The organism is Bacteroidota bacterium, assembly GCA_037133915.1.
Taxonomy (GTDB): Bacteria; Bacteroidota; Bacteroidia; order Bacteroidales; family CAIWKO01; genus JBAXND01.
Genome location: JBAXND010000090.1, coordinates 1 through 6,965, shown reverse-complemented (window position 1 = coordinate 6,965; position 6,965 = coordinate 1). Strand labels below are relative to the sequence as shown.

Annotated in this window: 2 protein-coding genes; both read right to left on the bottom strand. The window is 44.3% G+C overall.

What is annotated here, in order from left to right; translation table 11 throughout:
- On the bottom strand, nucleotides 1-4,279 hold a 4,279-nt coding region (locus WCM76_16455; protein MEI6767223.1), incomplete at its 3' end, for a hypothetical protein.
- Between the two features lie 170 nt (nucleotides 4,280-4,449).
- The coding region (locus tag WCM76_16450) for a T9SS type A sorting domain-containing protein (GenBank protein ID MEI6767222.1) at nucleotides 4,450-6,965 on the bottom strand (2,516 nt) is incomplete at its 5' end.

Genomic DNA, 6,965 nt, shown 5'->3' with positions numbered 1-6,965 from the left:
TGATTGTCGCAGTGAGCTGAAGATTATCTCCGGCAGCGATTGGGTTGGGCGTGGCGGTGGCAGTGAGTCCTGATGGATTCTGATAGGCTACTTTTACTGTATCGGTTAGAGCGGTCGTGCATCCAAAGGCATTGCAAACCTTCACCGTATATACTCCGGCATCGGCTGTGGTTACTGCTGTGATAACAGGATTTTGTTGCGTTGAAGTAAATCCGTCAGGACCACTCCAGGTCCATTGAAGCTCATCATCCGCACCAGGATCGCCTGTAATGCCCGTGAAGACTCCCGGGTCAGTGATTGTCGCAGTGAGCTGAAGATTATCTCCGGCAGCGATTGGGTTGGGTGTGGCGGTGGCGGTGAGTCCTGATGGATTCTGATAGGCCACTTTTACTGTATCGGTAAGAGCCGAACTTGCCCCGCATGCATTCATCGCATTTATTTTATAAATTCCTGCTTGCGCCGTTGTAGTGATAGTTATTGAAGTTGGATTTTGTGCACTAGAACTGTACGTGTTAGGACCGCTCCAACTCCAACTTGTAGCATTGGTTGCAGAACCTGTGAGTGTGAGTAAACTACCATAACTTAATGTCGTTGGTGATGCACTGGCAGTCACAGAGGTCGGAGTGTTGGAGTATACTGCCAAACCTGAAGTAGTTGAAGTAGTTGTACCGCAGGCATTCGTCACATTCATTGTGTATATTCCCGCTTGCGCTGTGGTGGTGATATTTATTGTTGCCGGATTCTGTACCGTTGCACTAAAACCATTCGGACCACTCCAACTCCAGCTTGTACCTTGTTGTGCTGTTCCGGTCAAGGTTAACGTATTTCCCAAACATAATGCGGTAGATGAAGCTGAAGCGATGAGTTGCGACGGCAGCCATGTGTTAATCAAAATTGAACCCGTCGTTGCAAATCCTGAGCCACAGCCATTAATTGCAGTAAGCGTATATATTCCCACATCGGCTGTTGATAACGAAAGAATTGATGGCGTTTGCTGTGTCGATGAAAAACCATTTGGGCCATTCCAATGCCAACTTGTCGCATTTACTGCCTGCCCATCTAGTATCAGCGTGCTTCCGATACAATAATCAATCCCCGAAGTTGTTGCACTAACCGAACTCGGCACGGTAGTATTAATTATTACATTTTCAGTAATCGCCAAAGCGTTTCCGCAGCCATTAACCGCACTTAAGGTGTAAATTCCGGCATCTGATGTGGACACATTTGTTCGAATGGCTGTCTGTAGGATAGAACTGAAACCGTTCGGTCCACTCCACGACCAGGATGTGGCATTGGTCGCCTGACCCGTTAATATCAAATTATTTCCTGAACATAATGAGTTGGACGATGCAGACGCAGTTGCCCCGGTCGGCACATCTGTATTGATTATGATACTTGATGTTTGGGCTGTCATTGTCCCACATGCATTAACAGCACTGAGTGTATATACTCCCGCGTTTTCAGTACCCACCTGTATAATGAGTGGATTTTGTGCCGTAGAACTAAAACCATCCGGTCCTGACCAACTCCAAGTTGTGGCATTGGTGATAGTACCCAATAATTCCAAATCGCCAAGTACACACAATGACGTTGAAAGCGCCGAAGCTGATACGGACGGCGCAAGAGAACTGCTCACAGAAATTGTTCCCGTAACTGCTGTAGTGGTGCCGCATGCATTGATCGCACTAAGCGTGTATATTCCCGATTGTGAAGTAGTACTAATGCTTACCATGGCCGGATTTTGTGTCGAACTATAGGTGTTCGGTCCGCTCCAACTCCAGCTTGTGGCATTGGTGGCAGAACCGGTCAACGTGAGAACGCTTCCTAAACACGGTGCGGTCGATGATTCCGAAGCATTTGCAGAAGTCGGAGCTCCCGTATAAATTGTAACAGGCGTTGTTATTGCTGTTGTGAACCCGCAACCATTAATTGCACTCAAGGTGTAAACACCCGCCATTGCGGTGGTAACACTCGATATCAGCGGGCTCTGGATTGTTGATGTATAAAAATTGGGGCCATCCCAACTCCAGCTTGTGGTATTGGTAGCAGTTCCCGTGAGGGTTAAAGAATTTCCCGCACATAACAATGTTGAGGAAGCACCTGCAGTTACGGATACAGGGCTTGCACTATTGATAACAACAGCGGAAGTTTGAGCTGTAGTGGTGCCGCAACTATTAATTGCGCTTAATGTATAGACACCTTCCATTGCTGTGGTAACACTTGATATCACAGGACTTTGTAATGTTGATGTAAATAAATTTGGACCAGCCCAACTCCAGCTTGTAGCATTGGTAGCAGTTCCTGTGAGGGTTAAAGAATTCCCAACACATAATGATGTAGAGGAAACGACTGCTGTTACCGATACGGGGCTGGTTGTACTGATAATTACCGCTGAGCTGTTTGCCGCTGTGGTGCCGCAACCGTTGATGGCGCTCAAGGTGTAGACTCCTTCCATTGCTGTGGTAACACTTGATATCACAGGGCTCTGTAATGTTGATGTAAATAAGTTCGGACCAGCCCAGCTCCAGTTGGTAGCATTGGTAGCAGTTCCGGTTAGTGTTAAAGAATTCCCTGCACATAATTCTGTTGAGGAAACACTCGCTGCTACTGAAACCGGGCTGCCGGAATTGACCACTACTGCCTGTGTCTGTGATGTCATTGTACCACAGCCATTCACAGCAGTCAAGGTATAAATCCCTGCCTTTGCTGTTGTAACATTCGTAATTGTCGCAGGATTTAAATCCGTTGAACTAAATCCATCAGGACCAGTCCAGCTCCAGCTTGTGGCATTGGCTGCTGATCCAGTAAGAGTGAGCGTTCCGCCTACACACAAGGATGTTGAAGATACCGATGCAATTGGATTTGCTGCTAGTGACGAGCTCACAGAAATTATGGATGAATTAGAGGTGGTCGTTCCGCAACTATTAATCGCGCTAAGTGTATATATACCTCCCTGACTTGATGTGCTGATACTGCAAACCGTAGGATTTTGTGTAGATGTATATCCTCCGGGACCTGCCCAACTCCACGAATCGGCATTGGTTGCTGTGCCACTCAGGTTTAAATTACCACCCATACAAACGGCATTGGGTGTTGCAATTATGTTCACTGATTGTGGCACCGTTGAATAAACTGCCACATTCGATGTTGCAGCAGTAGATGTACCGCAAGCATTGGTAGCACTTAAAGTATAAATCCCGGATTGATTTGTCGTGTTTATACTCAATGCTGAAGGACTTTGACTATTAGAACTATAACTATTCGGTCCGCTCCAGCTCCAACCTGTGGCATTAATTGCCGAACCCGACAGAGTCAAGTAATTGCCAAGGCACAACGAAGATGCAGACGCAGCAGCTGTTACCGAGCTTGGCACTGATGAATATACAATCAGGCTATTTGTTGTTGCCGTGGTATAACCGCAAACATTCGTAGCATAAACGGTGTAGATGCCCGCACCAGATGTCGAAATATTTGAAATAATAGGATTTTGGACCGATGAAGAAAAGAAATTTGGGCCGACCCATGCCCATGAGGTTACATCTGTTGCATTACCCGTCAGAGCCACAGAATTTCCTATACAGTATTCTGTTGCGGATGAAGATGCTGAAACTAATGTTGGTGTCGTATTTTTAATAACTATTGAAGAAGTAGTAGTGGTTGTGGTTCCACACCCATTAATGGCACTGAGCGTATAGACGCCGGAATTTGTTGTTAAAACATTTGTAATTTCAGGGTTTTGAGCATTGGACAAAAAACCATTAGGGCCAATCCAATTCCAAGATGTTGCATTGACCGAGCTACCGTAAAGATTAAGTGTATTGCCGATACATAACAAGGTGGAAGAAGCGGTAGCTGATACAGCAATAGGCTGATTGCCTATACTAACCCCGCCATCTTGCCATGTAACGCTATAGGGGTTAAACGATACATCTGAAATATCAATATTTTTTAAGTAATCCGTTTCAAAAGACAGATTGACTGTCCCACTTGATTTATAAATAAAAATTAATTTGAGCAATGTTCCATTTGCAGTATTACATCCACCACTCGAATATAGTCCGAAACGAATGGTATCAAAAGCGGCAGCACGATCAGCCGAAACCATGCAGCTAGGAAACGATGAGTGGACATCTTTATAGCCTCGATAACCAAGTACGGTAGTGTCTGAATTATAAACAATCATTGAAACGGCTCCTACATTTGGTTGATTGAATCCGGAAAAATATATCGGAACAATTACAGAATCGCCGGCGCATGCAGTAACATTGCCGATGCGCATTGTACATGATTGACTATATGCTCGGATTGGGACGATTAGACATATAATCACAATAACAGTTATGATTAGAATATTTTTTTTCATACGCCAATTTTTATTTTTCTAGAGCTGGGTTCCAATGTCACTTTCACTGCGCATTTTTTTAACTCAATATTGAACTTCAAAACAATCTATTTTGAGATAATTAGTGTTCTATTGATAACTCTCACTGAACTTCCATCATCAAACAAAATCTTGTAAGAATATAAACCATTGCTTAAATCACTCAGGTCGGATGTGATTGTATGATTTCCCGCATTCTGAACTTCATTAACAATTGTTTTCACACATTCGCCCAACATATTAAATAATGCAAGTTTAATAGCACCCTTCCCCGGCAGAAAATATGAAAAGCTTGCATTGGAAGTAACAGGGTTAGGAAGACACCTCGCTAATGACAATTCGACCAAATTATTATCATACCGAACAAGCGGAGCTTCAAGTGAAATTCCACTGAGAGCTTCACCGTCCACTCCTGCAAATTCCATCTCACTTATTTCTCCAGTTGCCAAAAATTCATCGCCATCACTAAAATTATTATTTGTACGCACTTTTAGTGTCAGGAAAGGCTCCTCCGGATTTATAACCCATGGCGTAAGACTATTCCAACCAAAATACACTTGCCCCTCACTTATATTGTAGCTGAAATCATCTTCCTCAGAATTTAGCTCTCTACCGGAAAGCGAGACGCTTTCAATAATTCCATATCGCTGCGGTTCAGAAAATATAAGGCTAATGGCACCCAGCTCTGCACTTGTATTCAAATAAACCGGGATTTCAATAATGCTTCCTGAGCCCAATTGTACTTCTCCCCTGACAGTTGGTTGAATTGAAGTTTTAAGCTGCGCTGCATAACGCGATCCATTAACATCGCCAACACACAAAGCACCAATATTAACCGTGATATTCGAATTTGTAATTGTTCGCTTGAAATTTAAATTTCTCTGTAATACATTGTTCAGCGAACAATTGTTTAACCATGCTGAATCCAAACCTGGATCCATCGCTGAAAACACCCAATCACCATTTTGAAATGAATTTATTTTCTTTGTCCATCGTTTATTAATAATCAACGCATCAGTACTGTTGGGACCGGTTCCGTAATTACGCGTATAGGCCGCTTGCTTGTAAATCCAAGACAATGATAATGCGCCCACCATGTACTTCTGTATTACTAGCGCATCGGTTGCATTAACACCATTCCATCCTCTCTTTGTTTTAGCACAAAGACTGTAATCACCCGCAGGCACATAGCTTGTTACATATGTCCCATCCGGTTTAAGTAAGGTTGAATCAATAGGAAGAGTTCCGCCGAAATTGTATAAGTATATCTTTGTTTCATAAGACGCATTGTATAATGAATAAGGAGCTGTTCTATTTTGATAATTAACAGATCCACTTATTGTATAAACGTTGCCAAAGTTCACAACAACAGCATCAGTTGCGTTGCAAGAACCAGCACTTAGGGTCAGCGTATAGGTCGTTGTGGAGGAAACGGTTGCTAGAGGTCTTGAAATAGTGGCATCACTCAAACCTGCGCCGGGAGACCAACTATATGAATCGCCAGATGATTGAACACTGCCGATCTGCACCGGAGTACCACCAAACAACACATCCGGTCCCGCATCTGCGACCACAATTGTTACCGTAATACTTGATGAATTAGCTGTATTTGTGCCGCAACCATTAATCGCGCTTAATGTATAAACACCGGCCATTGCTGTGGTAACACTTGATATCACCGGACTTTGAATTGTAGAATTAAATCCGTCCGGGCCTGACCAGCTCCAGCTTGTGGCATTGGTGGCTGTTCCCGTGAGGGTTAATGAATTTCCTGCACATAACGATGTTGAGGAAACACCTGCCGTTACCGATACAGGGCTTGTGCTATTTATAATTACCGCTGAGCTGTTTGCTGCAGTGGTACCGCAACCATTAATCGCACTTAATGTATAGACGCCCGCCATTGCTGTGGTAACACTTGATATCACCGGACTTTGAATTGTAGAATTAAATCCGTCCGGGCCTGACCAGCTCCAGCTTGTGGCATTGGTGGCAGTACCCGTGAGTGACAATGAATTTCCCGCACATAATGATGTAGAGGAAACACCTGCCGTCACCGATACAGGGCTTGTGCTATTTATAATTACCGCTGAGCTTGTCGCTGCCGTTGTTCCGCAACCATTAATCGCGCTCAGGGTGTAGACACCCGCCATTGCTGTGGTAACATTTGATATCACCGGACTTTGAATTGTAGAATTAAATCCGTCCGGGCCTGACCAGCTCCAGCTTGTGGCATTGGTAGCGGTTCCCGTAAGGGTTAATGAATTCCCTGCACATAACGATGTTGAGGAAACACCTGCTGTTACCGATACAGGGCTGGTCGTATTTATAATTACCGCTGAGCTGTTTGCTGCAGTAGTGCCGCAACCATTAATCGCACTTAATGTATAAACACCGGCCATTGCTGTGGTAACATTTGATATCACCGGACTTTGAATTGTAGAATTAAATCCGTCCGGGCCTGACCAGCTCCAGCTTGTAGCATTGGTGGCAGTTCCCGTAAGGGATAAAGAATTTCCTGCACATAACGATGTAGAGGAAACACCTGCCGTCACCGATACAGGGCTTGTGCTATTTATAATTA